The sequence below is a fragment of the uncultured Romboutsia sp. genome (assembly GCF_958366745.1).
In the GTDB taxonomy this organism is placed as follows: Bacteria; Bacillota; Clostridia; order Peptostreptococcales; family Peptostreptococcaceae; genus Romboutsia; species Romboutsia timonensis.
In genome coordinates this window covers 1-20,161 of sequence record NZ_CATXCO010000021.1, presented here as the reverse complement: position 1 = coordinate 20,161, position 20,161 = coordinate 1, and the positions used below count along the sequence as shown (strand labels likewise).

General features: G+C 28.4%; 21 protein-coding genes and 1 other annotated feature. Of the genes, 3 read left to right on the top strand and 18 right to left on the bottom strand.

What is annotated here, in order from left to right; all coding sequences use genetic code 11:
- Positions 1–1,128: D-alanyl-D-alanine carboxypeptidase family protein (locus Q5F54_RS03275; RefSeq protein WP_302333966.1), on the top strand; the 1,128-nt coding region annotated here is incomplete at its 5' end.
- Between the two features lie 94 nt (positions 1,129–1,222).
- Here the strand turns inward: Q5F54_RS03275 and Q5F54_RS03270 are convergent.
- The 9 genes from Q5F54_RS03270 to nadD all read right to left on the bottom strand — a co-directional run bounded on the left by Q5F54_RS03270 (position 1,223) and on the right by nadD (position 10,542).
- Positions 1,223–2,065 carry a CPBP family intramembrane glutamic endopeptidase gene (locus tag Q5F54_RS03270; RefSeq protein ID WP_071121245.1) on the bottom strand — a complete coding sequence of 281 codons (843 nt, stop codon included), beginning with the start codon at positions 2,063–2,065 and terminating at the stop codon, positions 1,223–1,225.
- Between the two features lie 190 nt (positions 2,066–2,255).
- Complete coding sequence (gene sdaAA, locus Q5F54_RS03265; RefSeq protein ID WP_302333965.1) at positions 2,256–3,137, bottom strand: L-serine ammonia-lyase, iron-sulfur-dependent, subunit alpha; 882 nt, start codon at positions 3,135–3,137, stop codon at positions 2,256–2,258.
- Positions 3,138–3,157: 20 nt separating this feature from the next.
- Entirely contained in the window at positions 3,158–3,832 is a 675-nt protein-coding gene (sdaAB, locus tag Q5F54_RS03260; RefSeq protein ID WP_288247570.1) for an L-serine ammonia-lyase, iron-sulfur-dependent subunit beta, read from the bottom strand.
- 320 nt (positions 3,833–4,152) lie between these two features.
- Positions 4,153–4,533, bottom strand: a complete 381-nt coding sequence (locus tag Q5F54_RS03255) for a RidA family protein (RefSeq protein WP_071121247.1) — start codon at positions 4,531–4,533, stop codon at positions 4,153–4,155.
- Positions 4,534–4,695: 162 nt separating this feature from the next.
- Positions 4,696–5,913 (bottom strand): threonine ammonia-lyase, encoded by a 1,218-nt coding sequence (ilvA, locus tag Q5F54_RS03250; RefSeq protein WP_302333964.1) that lies wholly within the window; start codon positions 5,911–5,913, stop codon positions 4,696–4,698.
- Positions 5,914–6,115: 202 nt separating this feature from the next.
- The gene (leuS, locus tag Q5F54_RS03245) at positions 6,116–8,536 is read right to left on the bottom strand and encodes a leucine--tRNA ligase (RefSeq protein WP_302333963.1); all 2,421 of its coding nucleotides are present in this window, start codon (positions 8,534–8,536) and stop codon (positions 6,116–6,118) included.
- A 57-nt stretch (positions 8,537–8,593) separates the two neighbouring features.
- Positions 8,594–8,783 (bottom strand) — a binding site (T-box leader).
- A 28-nt stretch (positions 8,784–8,811) separates the two neighbouring features.
- Positions 8,812–9,162, bottom strand: coding sequence for a ribosome silencing factor (gene rsfS / locus Q5F54_RS03240; RefSeq protein WP_071121250.1), 351 nt, complete (start codon positions 9,160–9,162; stop codon positions 8,812–8,814).
- A 117-nt stretch (positions 9,163–9,279) separates the two neighbouring features.
- Entirely contained in the window at positions 9,280–9,852 is a 573-nt protein-coding gene (gene yqeK / locus Q5F54_RS03235; RefSeq protein ID WP_281537615.1) for a bis(5'-nucleosyl)-tetraphosphatase (symmetrical) YqeK, read from the bottom strand.
- A gap of 3 nt (positions 9,853–9,855) precedes the next feature.
- A complete protein-coding gene (nadD, locus tag Q5F54_RS03230) occupies positions 9,856–10,542 on the bottom strand; it encodes a nicotinate-nucleotide adenylyltransferase (RefSeq protein WP_277230832.1) in 687 nt (228 codons plus the stop codon).
- A 118-nt stretch (positions 10,543–10,660) separates the two neighbouring features.
- On the opposite strand from nadD, the gene recX reads away from it, so the two are divergent.
- A complete protein-coding gene (gene recX, locus Q5F54_RS03225; protein ID WP_288525837.1) occupies positions 10,661–11,299 on the top strand; it encodes a recombination regulator RecX in 639 nt (212 codons plus the stop codon).
- A gap of 112 nt (positions 11,300–11,411) precedes the next feature.
- Positions 11,412–12,329 (top strand): ribonuclease Z, encoded by a 918-nt coding sequence (locus Q5F54_RS03220; RefSeq protein ID WP_277230836.1) that lies wholly within the window; start codon positions 11,412–11,414, stop codon positions 12,327–12,329.
- A 75-nt stretch (positions 12,330–12,404) separates the two neighbouring features.
- Here Q5F54_RS03220 and Q5F54_RS03215 read toward each other — a convergent pair whose 3' ends face one another.
- The 9 genes from Q5F54_RS03215 to Q5F54_RS03175 form a co-directional block, all read right to left on the bottom strand.
- Complete coding sequence (locus Q5F54_RS03215) at positions 12,405–13,739, bottom strand: CoA-disulfide reductase (RefSeq protein ID WP_281537616.1); 1,335 nt, start codon at positions 13,737–13,739, stop codon at positions 12,405–12,407.
- Positions 13,740–14,100: 361 nt separating this feature from the next.
- Entirely contained in the window at positions 14,101–14,469 is a 369-nt protein-coding gene (locus Q5F54_RS03210) for a YhbY family RNA-binding protein (protein WP_071121255.1), read from the bottom strand.
- Positions 14,470–14,487: 18 nt separating this feature from the next.
- Positions 14,488–15,765 carry a GTPase ObgE gene (obgE, locus tag Q5F54_RS03205; protein ID WP_281537617.1) on the bottom strand — a complete coding sequence of 426 codons (1,278 nt, stop codon included), beginning with the start codon at positions 15,763–15,765 and terminating at the stop codon, positions 14,488–14,490.
- Between the two features lie 116 nt (positions 15,766–15,881).
- Positions 15,882–16,172: a 50S ribosomal protein L27 gene (gene rpmA, locus Q5F54_RS03200; protein WP_071121257.1), complete on the bottom strand. Its 291-nt coding sequence runs from the start codon at positions 16,170–16,172 to the stop codon at positions 15,882–15,884.
- A 13-nt stretch (positions 16,173–16,185) separates the two neighbouring features.
- Positions 16,186–16,503: a ribosomal-processing cysteine protease Prp gene (locus Q5F54_RS03195; RefSeq protein WP_277233030.1), complete on the bottom strand. Its 318-nt coding sequence runs from the start codon at positions 16,501–16,503 to the stop codon at positions 16,186–16,188.
- A 14-nt stretch (positions 16,504–16,517) separates the two neighbouring features.
- Complete coding sequence (rplU, locus tag Q5F54_RS03190) at positions 16,518–16,829, bottom strand: 50S ribosomal protein L21 (protein WP_071121259.1); 312 nt, start codon at positions 16,827–16,829, stop codon at positions 16,518–16,520.
- Between the two features lie 119 nt (positions 16,830–16,948).
- On the bottom strand, positions 16,949–18,352 hold the full coding sequence (locus Q5F54_RS03185; protein WP_288525839.1) for an Rne/Rng family ribonuclease: 1,404 nt from the start codon (positions 18,350–18,352) through the stop codon (positions 16,949–16,951).
- Between the two features lie 72 nt (positions 18,353–18,424).
- Positions 18,425–19,123: a TIGR03936 family radical SAM-associated protein gene (locus tag Q5F54_RS03180; RefSeq protein ID WP_143023245.1), complete on the bottom strand. Its 699-nt coding sequence runs from the start codon at positions 19,121–19,123 to the stop codon at positions 18,425–18,427.
- Positions 19,123–20,161 (bottom strand): TIGR03960 family B12-binding radical SAM protein (locus tag Q5F54_RS03175; RefSeq protein WP_302333962.1); only part of this gene is annotated, 1,039 nt, incomplete at its 5' end. The genes Q5F54_RS03175 and Q5F54_RS03180, both read right to left, overlap by 1 nt.

The window sequence follows — 20,161 nt, the reverse complement described above, 5'->3', positions numbered from 1 at the left end:
AAGCTTTATCCAGCTTCGACTACTAAAGCATGGACAGCTTATGTCGTTTTAAAACATGTTAGTGATTTAAATCAAGTAGTTGAGATAAAAGATTTACCTATTGTTGATGGGTCAAGTATGTACCTAAAAGAAGGTGAAGCATTTACAGTAAAAGAATTATTAGATGCATTGTTAATTCACTCATCTAATGACGTAGCTATGGTTTTAGCTAAATATGTAGGTGGTTCTGTAGAAAACTTTGTAAATATGATGAATAATGAAGCTAAAGCTATAGGTGCTAAAAATACTCATTTTAACAATCCTCATGGATTACCAGATGAAAACCACTATACTACAGCTTACGATATGGCTCTTATGGCTAGAAAGGCTATTGATAATGATATATTTAGAGATATAGTTAAAACTAAATCTGTTAAATATCCTGCTACAGAAGCTTATCCTTATGAAAGATACTTTGAAAATACTAATCAATTTTTAACATCAAGATCTAAAATGGACTATAAAGGCCAACAAATAGATATTAAATATGATGTTGTGGATGGTATAAAAACAGGATATACCGATGCAGCTGGAAAATGTCTTTTATCTACTGGTATTAAAAATAATATAAGAGTTATTTCTGCCGTTTTTAAGTCTACTGTTAATGATTTATATCTTGACTCTAGAACTTTGCTAGACTATGGTTTTGATAATTTCTATGTTGAGACAATTGTCGACAAAAATGAGTTTATAAAAGATAAAAAAGTATTTTTAAGTAAAGAAAAAAAATTAACTTATCAACCAGAAACTAATTATAGTGTTGTATTGCCTAACAATAGCAAAGCTGATGACTATTCAATAAAAACTAAATTAGATAATGTTAAGTTACCTATAAATAAGGGTGATAAGGTAGGTACTTTAGAAGTTTATAAAAATAATAAACTAGAGAAAAGTATTGATTTAGTTGCTAAAAATGATGTAACTAGTGTATTTTCATCTTTGGCAAAAAATAAATTTTTATATAATGTATTAAAAGTACTTTTACTTATAGCTATATTAATTTTTATAGTATTATTTATACGTAAAGGTAAAAAAAGAAATAAAAAGAAAAATATTTACTCTAAAAATAGAAGACGTAGAAAGTATTAAAAGCTATTGATTAATCAATAGCTTTTAATATTTTTTATCTATAGATTTTTTCAACATTTTATTTAATATAAATAAAATGTTGATTTATCCATCTTTAACTAGCTTTACTTATATTTATAAGTTTTGTATTTCTAATATACTTTATCCCCTTCATAATAACATATGTACCTATCACAATATAAATAAATTTAAATATTAAACTTTCTGGAACTGGCACAAATGTAATTAAATTATTTATAAAATGTGCAAAAATAGACAATTTCATAGATTTAGTATAACAGTAAATAAACCCTAAAATTATTCCTCCTATAAATGCATTAATTCCTTGAGGTATATTTAAATGCACTAATCCAAATACCATAGCTGAGTATATAATTGCTTTCTTTGAACTATTTTTATATTTATTTAATAAGCCATTTAATATAATTCCTCTAAATAGTAACTCCTCAAATATAGGCGCCGTTATAAGAGTTTGAAAATACATTAAGAAACCAAATATAACGACTTCTATTGTCTCCGCATTATCAATAAAAAAATCTATATCATCTTCAGATATAGGTCCTTCAAATTGTGATAATACATCAAATAAAATAGCTTCTCTAATTAAAATATAGCCTATTATAATTAAAAATACATATAAAAAATCTTTATTATTAATTTTTACTTTTTTATCATTTATTTTAATTATATCTTTTTGTGTGTACTTTTTTCCTACCATTATTATAATAATCATATGTACAGGTATTAGTATTATCCCAGCTATTATCATCACAGAACCAATAGAAGTATTTTCATCTATAAGAATCATAATAAATGTTAATAAAAAATTTATTATCCCTGGAATTAAAGTAAACATTATTATAATAAATAGAGATCTTAATACTGATATTTCCTTTACTTCTACTTCATTTTCATATATTGATTTTAATATTTTCATATATCTCTCCTTAAGTTTTACATTGTATAAATTGATTTGTATATTCTTTAGCAGTTTAATTATATCAGAAGTATTATAATAAAAATATATCAATATTACTTTAGTTAATAACCTATCTATATATTTTTAGTTAATATAATTTAATTATAATTAAAAAGCTGGTAATGTAGTCATTACCAGCTATATAATATTATCCAAATATTTTATTAGTTAAAGAACATCCTGTGCAAGTTGCAGCAACTCCACCTAATGCAGTTTCTCTTAATTCCATTGGAAGAGTCTTACCTACTTTATACATAGCAGCTACAGTCTCATCAAATGGTATTATGTTTAATATACCAGCTAAACATAATTCTGCTGATATTAAAGCATTTGCAACACCTATAGCATTTCTTCCTTGGCAAGGTACTTCAACAAGTCCAGCTATTGGGTCACATACTAATCCCATAACATTTTGTAAACAGTGCGATGCAGCATGTACTGCTTGTTCTGGGCTTCCACCCATCATTTCAACTATACCAGCTGATGCCATTGCAGCAGCAGCTCCAGTTTCAGCTTGACATCCACCTTCTGCTCCTGAAACAGTTGCATTTCTAGTTATTATAGCTCCTATAGCTGAAGCTGTAAATAATGCATCTATCATAGTTTCATCATCTATACCGTATTCTTTACCTATTGTAACTATAGCTCCTGGAAGTATACCACAAGAACCTGCTGTTGGTGCAGCAACTATAAGCCCCATAGAAGCATTAACTTCCATAGTTCCCATTGCAGCAGCCATAGCTTTATTCATTAAATCTCCACAAACAGTCTTTGCAGATGAATTTCTGAAGTTAGTTAACTTCTTAGCTTCTCCACCTATAAGACCACCCATAGATTTTATATCTTCTTGAACTGCTTTTTCAACAGCTTCTTTCATTATATTTAAACTTACTCTCATTTTATCTTTTACTTCTTCTTTTGATATTCCTGTAAGTTCTGCTTCTCTTTCTACACATAATTCATGTATAGTCATGTTTAATTCTTTACATTTTTCTAATAATTCTGCTCCACTTGTGAAATTATATTTCATTTTTGTCTCTCCTTCATTTATTAGAATTTATCTAAAACTACTACCTTAGCTACTACTTCAAATTTTCTTAATTGCTCTATTAAGCTTGACTCTAATTCATCCTCTGTTTCTATTGTCAAGAATGTGTATTCTGACTTAGCCGGCTTATTAGTAGATATCATCGATATATTTTTATTGTTATGACCAAGTATTCCTGTTATAAATGCTATTGCACCAGGTATATCTTTTATTTCTAATACTACAGCACTTCTAGAACCATTAAAGTCAAGTGCTAAACCATCCATTTCAGTAAGCTTTATGTTTCCTCCACCTATAGAAGCACCCATTACTGTTGATTTAGAGCCATCTTCTAATATCATTTCCATTTTTACTGTATTAGGATGAACGTTTTCTCCTAAGTTAGTTTTTATGAATTCAAACTTAACCCCTTGTTCTTTTGCTAATTCAAAAGAATACTTGATTCTAGCATCATCTGGATCGAACCCTAATATACCACCAACTAATGCCTTATCTGTACCATGACCTTTATAAGTTTCTGCAAATGATCCGTGAAGTAAAAAGTTTACTTCTTTTACTGGTTTTCCTGCTATTTTAGAAGCGCTCTTTCCAAGTCTTGCAGCTCCTGCAGTATGAGAACTTGATGGACCTATCATGTTAGGACCTACTATATCAAATACACTATAATCTTTAGCCATTATATTACCTCTTTCTTGTCTAATTGTATATAGAATTAAACTTAAAATTTTATTTAAGTATTCTTTGCTATTATATATACCCATATAAATATATCTATAAAATGGTTTTCATTACATGTAATTAAAACTTAATTTTAAGATATATTTATATTCATTTCATACATATCATTATATACTAAAATTCGACTTTGTGAAGTCTTATTTTAAAAAAATATATATTTTTTAATTTACTTTTTTGTATTATTATGTATAAATCTTAATAAAAATATTTATACATTATTAAAAAATGGCCAGTATATAACTGACCATTTTTTATAAAACTATCCTATAGCTATTACTTCTATTTCTACTTTAACATCTTTTGGAAGTCTTGCAACTTCTACACAAGCTCTAGCTGGTTTATTTTCACCGAAGAACTCAGCATATACTTCATTTATTTGAGCAAATTCATTCATATCTTTTATAAATACTGTAGATTTTACTACATGAGAAAAGTCAAGCCCAGCTTCAGCTAATATAGCTTGAACATTTTTTAAAGATTGAGCAGTTTGAGCTTTTACATCTCCTTCTACTATTTCCATAGTTTCAGGTACAAATGGAACTTGTCCTGATACGAATAACATATTTCCAGCTTTAACAGCTTGAGAGTATGGTCCTATAGCTTTAGGTGCATTATCTGTATGTATTACTTGATGTTTCATATTAAAATTCCTCCTATGAATATAAATATATATGTATATTACACATTTTCATTTATCATTATACTATTATATAAGTTTTGTTGTATATATTTTTTTATATTAATCAGAAATAAAAGTTAACTTTATAATTTAAAGTTAACCTTTATTTGTATTTTATTTATATTATATTTCTACTATTTCAAATCCAGCTTCTGTTATAGCAACTTTTAATTTATCTATGTGATTATGGTTGAATGTTTCAAGCACCATTTCTGCAGTAAGACTACCTAATGCTCCACCCATAGATGATCTTGATAAATTAGCGCTTAGTATATTAGCATCATATTCACTTATTATTTTAGTTAATTCAGCAAGTCCGCCTGGCTTATCTTGTATTACTGTATTAAATGAATATCTTCTAGCTTCTTTAGTTAAAGCAGTTCCTATAACTCTGTATAATGTATTAACATCTACATTTCCTCCAGATATTACACAAACTACATTTTCATCTTTTTTAGGTACATATTTTCCACTTAATAATGCAGCAGTAGTTACAGCTCCAGCTCCTTCAGCTACAACTTTTTGATTTTCCATTAAGAATAACATACCTTGAGCTATTTCATCTTCTTCAACAACTACTACTTCATCAACTAATTCATTTATTATTTCAAAAGTTACATCACCAGGTGTTTTAACAGCTATACCATCAGCTATTGTAGTAGATTTAAATGCTGTTGTAACTTCACCATTTTTCATAGACTCCTGCATTGAAGGTATATTCGCAGTTTGAACACCTACTATTTTTATGTTAGGGTTTATTCCTTTAGCTGCTACTGCTATACCAGCTATTATTCCCCCTCCACCGATTGGACAAAGTATAGTATCAACTTTTCCATCTAATTGCTCAAGTATTTCAAGACCTATAGTTCCTTGTCCTGCTATTACATATTTATCATTAAATGGATGCAAGAAAGTTGCTCCAGTTTCTTTTTGTATTTCAACTGCTTTTGCGTAAGCATCATCATAAACTAAACCATTTAATACTACTTCTGCTCCGTATCCTTTAGTTGCTGTAACTTTGGCTAAAGGTGCAGTAGCTGGCATTACTATTGTAGCATTTATTCCTGTCATTTTAGCACCTAATGCAACACCTTGTGCATGATTTCCTGCACTTGATGCTATAACACCATTTGCCTTTTCTTCCTCAGTTAAGTTTGCTATTTTGTTACAAGCTCCTCTTACTTTAAAAGAACCTGTTTTTTGAAGATTTTCACATTTGTAGAAAACATTTGCCCCAGTCATAGCACTAAGTTTTGCACTTTCTAATATATCAGTTTGCTTTACTATATCTTTTATAGTTTCTTTTGCATTCTTTATGTCTTGTAAAGTAACCTTTGTCATTTCATACACTCCCGTAAACGTTTTTTTATTATCAATAATTAGATTTTATACCTTTTTTTTTCAAAAATCAACATTAATTTTTACATTTTAAAATATTTTTTTCACTTTTATATTTTAAATTTTATAATATTTCAATTAACTCTTATTTTTCAAACAAAAAACTCTTTGTATTTAAATATACAAAGAGCTTTTTATTAATTTATTATTTTACAACTATATTAACTAATTTCTTAGGTACTGCAACTACTTTAACTATAGTTTTACCTTCAACTAGTGCTTTTATTTTTTCATCTTCCATTGCTACTTTTTCCATTTCTTCTCTAGAAATATTAGCAGCAACACTTAATTTTCCTCTTACTTTTCCATTTATTTGAACAACTATCTCAACTTCATCTTTAACTAAAGCAGTTTCATCGTATTTTGGCCAAGATATATTAAATATACTTCCTTCTTTTCCTATCATAGCCCATAGTTCTTCACCTATATGAGGTGCAAATGGAGCAAGTATAGTTACTATAGTTTCTACACCTTCTTTTATAACTGCTTCATTTCTAGAATCTAATTCTTTGTACTTATACATTTCATTTATTAATTCCATTAATGCTGATATAGCAGTATTAAATCCAAACTTTTCATTTAAATCTTCAGTAACTTTCTTTAAAGTTGCATGTATAGTATATCTCATAGCTTTATCTTCTTTAGTTAATTCTTTTGACTCAACATCAGATTTAGCTATATCAGATAATTCATCTACTAATCTATATACTCTATTTAAGAATCTAAAGCATCCTTCAACACCTTGGTCTGACCATTCTAAGTCTCTTTCTGGAGGTGCTGCAAATAATACGAATAATCTAGCTGTATCAACTCCGTATTCTTCTATTATTTCTGATGGAGCTACAACATTCCCTTTAGATTTACTCATCTTAGCACCATCTTTTAAAACCATACCTTGAGTTAATAAGTTTTTGAAAGGCTCTTTAAAATCTAACATTCCCATAGAATTAAATGCTTTTACAAAGAATCTTGAGTAAAGAAGATGTAATATAGCATGCTCTACCCCACCTATATATTGGTCAACTGGCATCCAGTTGTTAACTGCTTCTTTACTAAATGGTTCTTCAGTATTTTTAGGATCTATATATCTTAAGAAGTACCAAGAAGAATCTACGAATGTATCCATTGTGTCAGCTTCTCTTCTAGCTGGTTTTCCACAACATGGACAAGTTGTATTCATAAATGTTTTAGATGTTGTAAGTGGCGATTCACCCTTTCCTGTAAACTCTACATCTGTTGGTAATAATATTGGTAAGTTTTCTTTCTTTTCTGGAACTATACCACATTCATCACAATATACTACAGGTATTGGACATCCCCAGTATCTTTGTCTAGAAAGTAACCAGTCTCTTAATCTATAGTTAACTGTTTTCTTTCCTCTTCCTATTTCTTCTATCTTTTCTATTATAGCATCAAATGCTTTATCAGCGTCCATTCCATCAAATTCTGCTGAGTTTATCATTTTATTATCTTCATCTATTACAGTTACTACTTCTAAGTCATATTTAGATGCAAAATCAGCATCTCTTTCATCATGAGCCGGAACTGCCATAACTGCACCTGTTCCATAATCAACAAGTACGTAGTTAGCTATCCATAAAGGAACTTTTTTACCTGTTAATGGATTTACAACATATTTACCTATGAATATTCCTTCTTTTTCAACATCACTTGAAGTTCTCTCTATTTCTGTCATAGTATGCATTTTTTGAACAAATGCTTCTACTGCTTCTTCATATTCTGTTTTCGCAACTAGTTCTTTAACTAATGAATGCTCTGGAGCTAAAACCATGTAAGAAACTCCATATACAGTATCTGGTCTAGTTGTAAATACAGTTATAGATTTGTCACTTCCATCTATATCGAAAGTTATTTCAGCACCAGTACTTTTTCCTATCCAGTTTCTTTGCATAGTTTTAACTTTTTCTGGCCATCCATCTAAAGTATCTATATCTTGTAATAATTCCTCTGCAAAATGAGTAGTTTTGAAATACCATTGTTCTAAGTCTTTCTTTATTACTACAGAATCACATCTTTCACATGCACCTTGTACAACTTGCTCATTAGCAAGAACTGTTTCACAAGATGGACACCAGTTTACGAAAGATTTTTTCTTATATGCTAGTCCATGTTCTAACATTTTTAAGAATATTTGTTGAGTAAACTTATAGTATTCTGGTGTAGATGTAGCTATTTCTCTATCCCAGTCAAAGCTAAGACCTAAAGTTTTTAATTGTTCTCTGATGTCAGCTATATTTTCCATAGTCCATTTGTCTGGATGTATTCCATGCTTTATAGCTGCATTTTCTGCTGGAAGTCCAAATGAATCCCATCCCATTGGATGTAGAACATTGTACCCTTGCATTTTCTTAAATCTAGCAACTACGTCACCTATAGAGTAGTTTCTAACATGTCCCATATGTAATTTTCCTGATGGATAAGGGAACATTTCTAATGCATAATACTTAGGCTTTGTATTATCATTAGTATCTGTTTTATATTGTCCATTTTCTTCCCAAGTTTTTTGCCATTTTGACTCAATTTCATTTGGTTTATAAACGTTCATCAAAATTTCCTCCTATGTTAATAATATTAAAAAAATCCTCAATCACTAAACACAATGTTTAGGGACGAGGATTATCTTCGCGGTACCACCCTAATTAGCCTAATAAGGCTCTCTTAGATAGTTTTTATGCCAACTACGGCTAAATAGATTTTACCTAGCAAGTTCAAAGGTACATTTTACTAGTTCACAGCACCACTAGCTCTCTGAAAAAATATATTCTTTTACTACTCTAGTCTATTTAATAATTTAAAATTTTAATTATAATGTTAACATCATTAAGCTAAGTTGTCAACATCCACATATGGAGCATCTTTCCATAGCTTTTCTAAGTTATAGAAATCTCTGTTTTCTTCATTAAATATATGAACCATAACATCGCCATAATCAAGTAAAACCCAAACTTGGCTATCATATCCTTCTTTTCCTCTAGCTTCTATACCAAGTTTAGTTAATTCATCTTCTACATTGTCAGCTATAGCTTTTACTTGTCTTTGAGAAGATGCTGTAGCTATTACAAAGTAATCACATAAGCTAGACACAGCTCCTATATTTAATATTGCTATATCTTTACCTAGTTTATCATCTATTGCATCATATATAACTTTTGTAATGTTTTCTACTGTCATATTATTTCCTTCCTTTCATGATTATAAACATATTTAATTATTATACCATAAATAATACGTAAATAAACCATTGTATTTTATTATATAATGTATTAAATTTATTTTTATTCTATGCTTTTATAAAATTTTATTTTTTATAAGATAATTTCTTGCATCTACTGTTCTATTATGTATTAACTGATTGTTCTCTATTACAAATTTTATTGTATTATTAAATGAAATAAGTAAGGCTTTATCTAATTCTTTATTATAAACTAAATCTCTTAATTCTTCCACTCCAGGAAAATCTCTATCTTCCTCTATTAAGTCTGCAATATAAATTATTTTTTCTATTATGTCCATGTCTTCTTTACCTGTAGTATGGTACTTTATAGCATTTATTATATCTTTATCATTTATTCCAAATTCATATTTTGCTATGTATGAACCTATTAAGCTATGAGATAATGCTAAGTTGTCTTTTTCTATTTCATCTAAAACTATTTTATATTTATCTACATAATATTTTACTTCATCTTTGTTTAAATACTTAGCACAGTCATGCGCTATTCCTGCTATATAAGCTTTTTCTTTATCACACCCATAAATTTCACTTAACTTTACAGCACAATTTGCCACATTTAATGAATGTTTATACCTCTTTTCCGGTAACATTTCTTGTATCTTATTATTAATTAATTCTAAATTCATATATTATTCTCCACTACTATATAATTTTTTGTTATATATATATTCTTGTACTAATTCAGGTACTAAATATCTAATTGTTTTATGTTTATTTAATTGTTCCCTTATATATGTTGATGATATATCTAAAGATGGCACATATACACTTTCAATATTTGCATTGTACTTATCTTTTAGCTCTTTTATTTTTTCATTAGCTCTTAATAAACTTATTCCTGGTCTTGTTGCTGCTATAAAGTTTGCTAATTTAAAGTTCCCCTCAACATCCTTCCAAGTTTCTATATCACATATAGCATCCGCTCCAGTTATAAAATATATCTCTGCATTTTTATATATTTGTTTTAAAACTTTTAATGTATCTATTGTATAAGTACTTTTTTCTCTTTTTATTTCTATATCAGAAACTATAAAGTCATCATTATTAACTGTAGATAATAATACCATATTATACCTATCATATTTATCAGTTATATTCCCCTTTTTATGAGGAGGATTTCCGGATGGTATAAATAATATTTTGTCTAATTTATAATTATCTCTTATAAATTCAGCTGTCGCTAAATGTGCGTAATGTATAGGGTCAAACGTCCCACCCATTATACCTATCTTTACATTACTACACCTATCCCCAAATTGCTTTAACTTCTTTTGATTAATTATAAAAGACTCATCAACTATATTGTTAATTGCCATAATTTATCTCCTTTGTTAAATTATATTATTATTGTATCATTATTTTTTATTTATTAAATATATTAAATTACTTTTTAGTGTATAATCATATTATTATGTATAATTAAGGAGAAATATAATGGCTATAATTACAAAAATAGAAGCACAAAAGAAAAATACAGATAGAGTAAATATTTATATTAATGATGAATTTTTTATGTCTGTATTTACTGAGCTTGTTTATACATTTAATCTAAAAAAAGGTATGGAGATAAATAAAGAAAATTTAAAAACTTTACTCGATGATGATATGTACATTAAAGCTAAAAATAAAGCCTTAAATATATTATCTAAAGCTGACCAATCAGAGAAAAAAATAAAAGAAAAATTATCTTCTGAATTTGAAGAACACACTATCGAAAAAGTATTAGATTTTTTAAGGAATAATAAGTTTATTGATGATAAATTATTAGCTCAAAAAATAGTAAATACTAATATTAACTTAAATAAATGTGGTAAAAATAAAATAAAACAAAATCTTTACAATAAAGGAATAGATTCTGAAGATATATCCCATGCTATATCTAATATTAATTCTAATGTTGAATTTGAAAATGCAATGTATCTAGCTAAAAAGCGTTATGAGAGAATAAAAAACGAAGATAAAAGAAAAATATACCAAAAGCTTTCTCAGCATCTCGCTTATAAAGGATTTGGTTATGATACGATCAAATCTGTTTTAAATAAAATTTTAAATTTTGATGAATATGAATATTAAGTATGGAGGTAATAAATGAAACTAATTGTCGGTATCTTAAGTTTTTTACTTGGTATATATAATGTAACTAAACTTTACAAACAAGATAGTCTTAAATAAAAGGAGTCTTTTTATGATAGATTTAGTTTTGCTAGGTTGTGGAGGCAATATGCCAATGCCAAATAGATTTCTCTCTTCTTTGTTTATAAATTATAAAGGAAGAAAAATACTTATTGATTGTGGTGAAGGTACTCAAGTTTCTATGAGAATGAAAAATTGTGGTTTTAAAAATATAGATTTAATATGTATAACTCACCTTCACGGCGATCATTTTTACGGTCTTATGGGACTTTTATCTACTATAGGAAATAGCTCTAGAATTGATGATTTAACTATAGTTGGTCCTAAAGGTATTGGTAAAATGATAAATGCGCTTAAAACTTTAATAGAATACTTACCATATAAAATAATTGTTGTTGAAAATCCTAAAGGTACATTCTCTTTGGTTAATGATATATTAAAAGATATAGAAATTTCGACTTTAGAGCTAGATCATTCAAGCGAGTGCCTAGGATATAGCTTGTACTTTAAGAGAACACCTAAGTTTAATATAGAAAAAGCTATCAAAAACAATGTTCCTAAATTATTATGGCAAAAACTTCAAAGTGGAAAAAATATAGTTTTTGAAAATATTGAATACTCTCCAGATATGGTTTTAGGAGATAATCGAAAAGGAATAAAAATTAGCTTTATTACAGATACAAGACCAATATTATCAATTCCTGAGTTTATAAATAACAGTGATTTATTCATATGTGAAGCTATGTATGGAGATGATTTAGATATATCTAAAGCTGTTAAAAATAAGCATATGACATTTAGAGAGGCTGCCAATTTAGCAAGACTTGGTAATGTTAAGACATTACTTTTAACTCACTTTAGCCCTTCTCTAGAAGATCCTAATCTATATATAAAAAATGCAACTGATGTATTTGAAAATACTATAGTTGGAAAAGATAGATATGATATTAATTTAAATTTTGAAAATTAACTATATAAAAAGGATGTAACTTAATTTTATAAAACTAAGATACATCCTTTTATTTTAATTAATATTTAATATTAATTATTTACATACATTTCCAGCTACATTTAATACATCCCATGTTCTAGCAAATGGTGGTGCATAGCATAAATCTAACATTCCTAATTGATTAGTTGTTAATTTTCCAAATATAGCTGCTGCTATTACATTACATCTTTGAACTGAGTCTTTAAATCCAGCAACTTGTCCACCTAATATAACCTTAGTATCTGCATCATAAACAAGCTTTACATATATTTTATCTCTACCTGGATAGTAATTTGTTTGGTTAAAGTCTGATATAAATTTAGCCTTATAGTTTATACCTAGCTTTTGAGCTTGTGACTCAGTCATACCAGTTGAAGCTGCTTCCATATCCATAACTTTTATACAGCTTGAACCTAATGATCCTTGGAATGAGTTATTTGCTCCTGCTAAATTTTCACCAACTATTCTACCTAATTTATTAGCTCCTGTTGCAAGAGGTACATATGAATCTTGACCTGTTACTATATTTTGTATAGTAGCACAATCTCCAGCTGCATATATATCTTCAACTGAAGTTCTACCAAATTCATCAACTATTATAGCTCCATTTGGTAACATTTCTATAGATGTATCTTTTAAGAATGACGTATTTGGTCTTACTCCTGTTGCTATAATAACTACATCAGCTTCATATTCACCTTTGTTTGTTATAATTTTTTCTACCTTAGTTTCTCCAACTAATTCAGATACTAGTTCTTCTAATCTTAAATCTACATCGTGTTTTTTAATCTCTTCTTCTAATACGTCAGTTATTTCTTTGTCAAAAACTTGCGCAAGAACTCTTGATTCTGATTGGAATACTCTTACTTCTTTACCTAACTGCTTAGCAGCTTCAACAGCTTCAAGACCTATAAATCCTGCACCTATTATAGCTACCTTTTGATTTTCTTCTTTATTTAATAATTCTTTTACTTTTATTCCATCTTCCATAGTCTTTAACGTTGAAACATTCTCTAACTTAACATTTTTTATAGGAGGTATTATACTACTTGCTCCTGTTGCTATCATTAACTTATCATAAGAATCTTCAAATTCAACATTTGTTTCTAAATTTCTTACTGTAACTTTTTTAGCCTCTGTATCAACCTTAACAACTTCATGGAATACATTTAAATCTATTCCGGTTTCTCTAAATTTTTCTGCACTTCTTGCTATCATATTATTAGCATCATCGAAGAATCCTCCAACAAAGTATGGAAGCCCACATGCTCCAAATGATACTACATCTGTTTTTTCATATACTACAACATCATATTCAGGTTTCATTCTTTTTAACTTAGCTGCTGCACTCATCCCAGCTGCAACTGCACCTACTATAATTACTCTCATTATAATTCTCCCTCCCTAAATAAATTACATTATTTCTAAAAGTATTTTTTTATTTTTATTTATTTTTATAAGCTAGTTATTATATTAACACTTTTTTTTCATAAAATCTATAGTATATTAGTTTATTTTACATTATTCTACAATATTTAATAAGTAATTATTATTTACACAAAATCTACATAGCTAAAGTAATGTATCGAATAAATATTTTATTATATAAAATTTTATAAATTATTAAAAACTTTTTAATTTTATCAAATTAATTAATGTTACATATATAAGTTAATGATATATAATCATTGATTTTATATCATTTTTTAATAATAAAAAAGCATCTGTATATTTACAGATGCTTAAAATATTATCTAACCGATCTTTTTGTTACTCTTCCTTTTTTAGTAACATTTTCAGCCTTTACTTTAGCCTTAGCTTGTTCATGTCCTGGGAATACTATTTGTGGATTCTCTGTATTTTTCTTATATAAAGTAAACTTCGATCCTATAGCTTGAACAAACTCAGCTCTTAAAGCTTCACATATAGCATTAGCAGTTTCTTTAGTTTCAAGTCCTGCAGTTTCAAGTATTGTTACTTTAACTATTTCCCTTTTTCTTAACATATCATCTAATTGCTCTAAAAAGCTTTCAGTAACTCCATCTTTACCTATTTGAGTTGAAGGCTTTAAAGTATTTGCTATTGATCTTAAATATGCTCTTTGCTTACCTTTTAACATTGTGTCACCTCATCTATATTAATTATAGAATTCAAATTCTATTTCGTAAATTCTAACTGTATCTCCATCTTCTATTCCCATTTCTCTTAATCTATCGAATACACCTTGGCTTTCCATAGCCTTTTGGAAATATTGAAGAGATTCCATATCATCAAAGTTAACAGAGTACATAATTCTTCTTAAAGATTTACCAGTTACTACATATACTCCATCTTCTATATCTATTTGTAAACCTTCATCTTGTACTTCATCAAGTTCAGGTCTAAACATTTCTTCTTCTGAAACTAACTCTATTTCTTCAGCTTCTCTTAATAATTCAGATACATAAGCAATTACATCATCTACACCTTGACGTGTTGCAGCAGACATTTTAAATACTTTATATCCTCTTCCCTCTAATTCATTTTTGAATTCATCAAATATACTTTCATCTTCTAGTATATCCATCTTATTAGCAACTACAACTTGTGGTCTTGTAGCTAATTTTTCATTGTATAGTTTTAATTCACCATTAATTTTATCAAAGTCATCTAAAGCATCTCTGCCTTCTAAACCAGATATATCAACTATATGTATTAAAACTTTAGTTCTTTCAACATGTCTTAAGAAGTCATGGCCTAAACCTACACCTTCTGCAGCACCTTCTATAAGACCTGGTATATCAGCTAAAACAAAACTCTCTCCAAATTTAGTTTGAACAACACCTAAATTAGGAGTTAATGTTGTAAAGTGGTAGTTAGCTATCTTTGGTTTAGCTTTAGTTACTACAGATAAGAATGTTGACTTACCTACGTTAGGGAATCCTAAAAGACCAACATCAGCTATCATTTTAAGTTCTAATACTACCCATTTTTCTACACCGTCACTACCTGATCTAGCAAAAGCAGGAGCTTGTCTAACTGCATTGGCAAAGTGTTGGTTTCCTTTTCCACCTCTACCACCTTTAGCAACTACAGCTCTATCTCCTTCTTCTTTTAAATCTGCTATAACAAGACCTGTAGCTTCATCTCTTATTATTGTTCCAGGAGGAACTTTAAGGATTAAGTCTTCCCCATTTCTTCCTGCTTTTCTTTTTTTGCTACCATCTTCTCCGTGTTCTGCTACATATTTTCTTTGATATTTAAAGTCCATTAATGTTCTTAAACCTAAATCAACTTCAAATATTACACTAGCTCCGTTTCCACCGTCTCCACCGTCTGGACCACCAGCTGGAACATATTTTTCTCTTCTAAATGATACCGCACCATTTCCGCCATTTCCTGACTTAACAAAAATCCTAGCTTTATCTATAAACAAATTAATCACCTACTTGTTTAAACTTTTTATTTATTTTTTCCCAAATAGATATATAACATTCTGTAAATATCTATTTACAAGAAAAAGGAGTGTATTAACACTCCTTTTATTTAGCATTACTCAGCTATTGATACTGGGTATACACTAACTTTCTTTCTTTTCTTATCTTTTCTTTCGAATTTAACAGCACCGTCAACTAATGCGAATAAAGTGTCATCTCCACCTTTACCTACGTTAGTTCCTGGATGTATCTTAGTACCTCTTTGTCTTACTATTATACTACCAGCAGTTACTACTTGTCCGTCGAATCTCTTAACACCTAATCTCTTAGATATAGAATCTCTACCGTTTTTAGAAGACCCTACCCCTTTCTTAGATGCAAGTAACTGTAAGTTCATGTTTAACATATGGAGTCACCCCCTACTTTTTTAAGATTTTTATATTTTTGGGATATTCCCTTTTAATTTCTTCAATAGCTAATTGAAAATGATTTAGCAGTAATTTAGAATCTTCTAGATATCCATCTTTTACGATGCATTCTATATGACCTTCTTTACCTATAACTTTCTCAAATTCAACCTTTACAAGCTTGTCTAATGAGTTTATAACTGCAATTGCATTAGATGTAACCGCAGAACATACTATATCATATCCTATTTCAGCATAATCAGCATGACCCTTAAGACAAAAGCCTCTTATTGAAAAGTCATCATCGTAATAATATTTAACTTTTATCATTACTTAACCATTAATTAAGCGTTTATCTTTTCGATAACTATCTTAGTGTATGGTTGACGATGTCCTTGCTTTCTTCTGTAGTCTTTCTTAGCTTTGTACTTGAAAACTATAACTTTCTTAGCTTTACCTTGTTCAACAACTTTTGCTTGAACAGAAGCACCTTCAACTGTAGGAGCTCCAACTACTAACTCACCATCTTTAGTGCAAGCTAATACTTCGTTTAAAGTAACTACATCACCTGCATTACCTTCTAACTTTTCAACGAATAATACATCACCTTCAGCAACTTTATATTGCTTTCCACCTGTTTTAACTATAGCGTACATTAAATACACCTCCTCGGTCTCAAAACTCGCCATATAGGTACTTCATTTAAGAAGTTTTCAACCTTTTCTGTGCGGCATTTACAGTTATTAATATTACTATAATATTTGTCATATGTCAACTAACTATTATAAATTATATTTAATTTTTCATAATTTATTTTATCATTTTCACATAATCCTATTTTTGTACTATATTTTTTAGATATATTTTCTATTATATACATAAAATTCATTTTTATAAGTTTTAAAGTTCTACTATTTAACTCTATAGTTACATCTTTGTATGATGTATGTGTACTAATTCTTATTATCTCTTTCTCTATATCATCTAAAATAAAATTAATAGATTTTGTTGATCCTTTACCTTCACAAGTATAACATTCTTCCAAATAATATTTGTCTATCGAGTCTCTTTCTCTTCGTCTTGTAATTTCCACTAGACCTAACTTTGTCATTCCTAATACTTCAGTTTTTCTTTTATCTTTTTTAAACTCTTCATTTAATATATTTATTATTTCTTGTTTATACTTTGCTTTGTGCATATCTATAAAATCAACTATTACTATTCCACCTATATCTCTTAATTTAAGTTGTCGGCAAACTTCAATTGCGGCTTCTATATTCGTTTGATACACTGTTTCCTCAAGCTTTAAATTTCCAGTAAACCTACCTGTATTAACATCTATTACAGTAAGTGCTTCTGTTTTATCTATTATTAAATATCCTCCGCTTTTTAGCCATACCTTTTTACTTAAAGCTTTTTCAATTTGATTTTCTACTCTATATAAGTCAAATATATCTTTATTTTCTTCTAGTTCTAGTTTTTCTACATACTCTTTTTTTATAGATTTTAATATATTTTTTAATTCATCATACTTACATTTATCATTTGTAACTATCTTCTCAATATCTTCATTTACATTATCTTTTATATACTTAGATGAAAAATCTAATTCTTTATATAAAAGTTTTGGTCCTATTCCTAATTTATATTCTTTAATTATTTCTTCATATCTTTCTTTTAGCTCATTTATATCCGCTTCTAACTCTTCTTTTGTACAGCCTACAGCTTCAGTCCTTATTATCAACCCCTTAGCACCTTTACTTACACTATTAGCAATTTTTTTCAATCTAAATCTTTCTTTTTCATCTAATATCTTATTAGATATTGTAATTCTATCATTAGTAGGAATATAAACTAAATATCTACCAGCTAAACTTATCTCAGTATTTAATTTAGCTCCTTTAGTTCCTACTTCTTCTTTATTTACTTGTACTAATATATCTTGGCCTGCTTTTATATTGCTATCTTTATCTAATTGCAAGTATGCCAACTTTTCAAATCCTATATCTACAAAACATGCTTGTATACCTAGTATTACTTTTTTAACTACACCTCTGTATATATTTGATACCTTTTTAGAATTTTTATTATCTTCTATTAATAACTCTATTAATTTATCATCTTCTAATATTGCTGTTTTTTGAGATGAAACTAAATATTCGACTATGATTTTTTTCATTTAATTCTCCTTAAATTACTACTTATATATATCTTATTATAATAAAAAAAAGGTAGCATAAACCACCTTTTTTTACATAGGAGATACTAATTGACCATCCTGTAATTTATATAAATCTCTTCTTAATATATCTACATCTAAAGGATCCATATCTAATTCTAATAAATCTAATATTTTAGGTATAAATATATTAGTATTTAAATTAGCCTTAGATCCTGTAGCTATTGTTGCCTCTAAAGTTAACACATTATCTTGTACATCTAGTAAATCAAAATTCCTAATCATAGGTCTTATATCAGATTCTACTATTTTACCTTTTTTATTTTTCTTAGTAATCATTATTTCATCTTGAGACATAAACTCTAATATTTTACTTTTTACATATTCTTTAGTTAAAGTCTTTTCTGTTTCTATTGTAAATATATATTCTCCATATTCTATAACAGATGCTAAAGATGGCTCTTGCTTATCTATTTCTTTAGCTTCTATAAATTTTATACCTTGTGGTAATTGTGCGTTCATTCTGTTTAGATATTCTTCTACACTTAGGTCCTCTTCTATTTCAACGTCAACATATTCTCCTTGACTTTCTGTTCCAAGAGCTAAAGCATTTCCGTAACTTATCTTAGGATGTGGATTGAACCCTTGTGAATGAACTAAATCTATTTCAGCTCTTCTAAATGCTCTTTGTAATAATTGTTGTAAATCTAGATGAGATATATAAATCATATCTCCTTCTTTATTAAATTTCGTTCTTATTATTTTCATAATTAACACATCCCCCTTCCTATATCATGTGCATTTATACCACATGCATTACATTTGTGTCTACAATCCGGAGTAACTGTGTCACTTTTAGCTTTTTCATTTTCTCTTATTAAGAATTTCTTGCTAACTCCTACATCTATATGATCCCATGGGAATACTTCGTCGTAACTTCTTTCTCTATTTGCATAGAAATCTATTGAAAGATTATTCTTTTCCATAGCTTCTTTCCAAGTATCTAAATTGAAATACTCTGACCATCCATCAAATTTAGCTCCTGCCTTAAATGCATCATATATAACTTTACCTATTCTTCTATCTCCTCTAGCTATTACTGCTTCCATTAAACTAGTTTTAGAATCATGATAGTTATATTTTATATCTTTATTTTTTAGTTTTTTAACTAAGTGTCTTTGCTTTTCAACAACTTCTTCAGTTGTATCTTGTCCATGCCATTGGAATGGTGTAAATGGTTTAGGTACAAATGTTGATGTACTTACTGTAACACCAAAACTTCTTTTTAACTTACCATTATGAACTTCTCTGTACATATCAATTACATCATATGCAAGTTTTGCAATTCCATCTAAATCATCATAAGTTTCTGTTGGTAAACCTATCATGAAGTATAGCTTTACACTATTCCATCCCATTTCAAATGCTTTTTTAGTTGCATTTTGTAAATCTTCTTCACTTACACCTTTGTTTATAACATCTCTAAGTCTTTGAGTTCCAGCTTCTGGTGCAAAAGTTAATCCTGATTTTCTTACTTGTTGTATTTTTTCTGCTATTTCCATAGAGAAGTTGTCTAATCTAAGAGATGGTAATGATATTCCGATATTATTAGATGCATACTCATCAACTAAGTAGTCTGTTAACTCTGATAATTTAGAGTAATCGCTAGTACTTAATGATGATAAAGATATCTCATCATAACCTGTGCTCTTTACTAACTTATCTACTATTTCTTTTAATCTATCTACACTTTTTTCTCTTATTGGTCTGTATATCATACCTGCTTGGCAGAATCTACATCCTCTTGTA